1 rRNA gene is annotated in these 255 nt (G+C 52.5%); it reads left to right on the top strand.

The annotated features are described in order from the left end of the window. A 16S ribosomal RNA gene (locus AACY08_RS30265) occupies positions 1-255 on the top strand; the annotation flags it as partial.

Here is a 255-nt window from a genome sequence, read left to right as displayed (position 1 = left end):
CGGTCCAGACTCCTACGGGAGGCAGCAGTGGGGAATATTGGACAATGGGCGAAAGCCTGATCCAGCCATGCCGCGTGTGTGAAGAAGGTCTTCGGATTGTAAAGCACTTTAAGTTGGGAGGAAGGGCGGTTACCTAATACGTAATTGTTTTGACGTTACCGACAGAATAAGCACCGGCTAACTCTGTGCCAGCAGCCGCGGTAATACAGAGGGTGCAAGCGTTAATCGGAATTACTGGGCGTAAAGCGCGCGTAG

This window comes from Pseudomonas sp. EL_65y_Pfl1_R83 (assembly GCF_963970695.1).
GTDB lineage: Bacteria > Pseudomonadota > Gammaproteobacteria > Pseudomonadales > Pseudomonadaceae > Aquipseudomonas > Aquipseudomonas tritici.
This window is presented reverse-complemented; position numbering and strand designations above follow the sequence as displayed.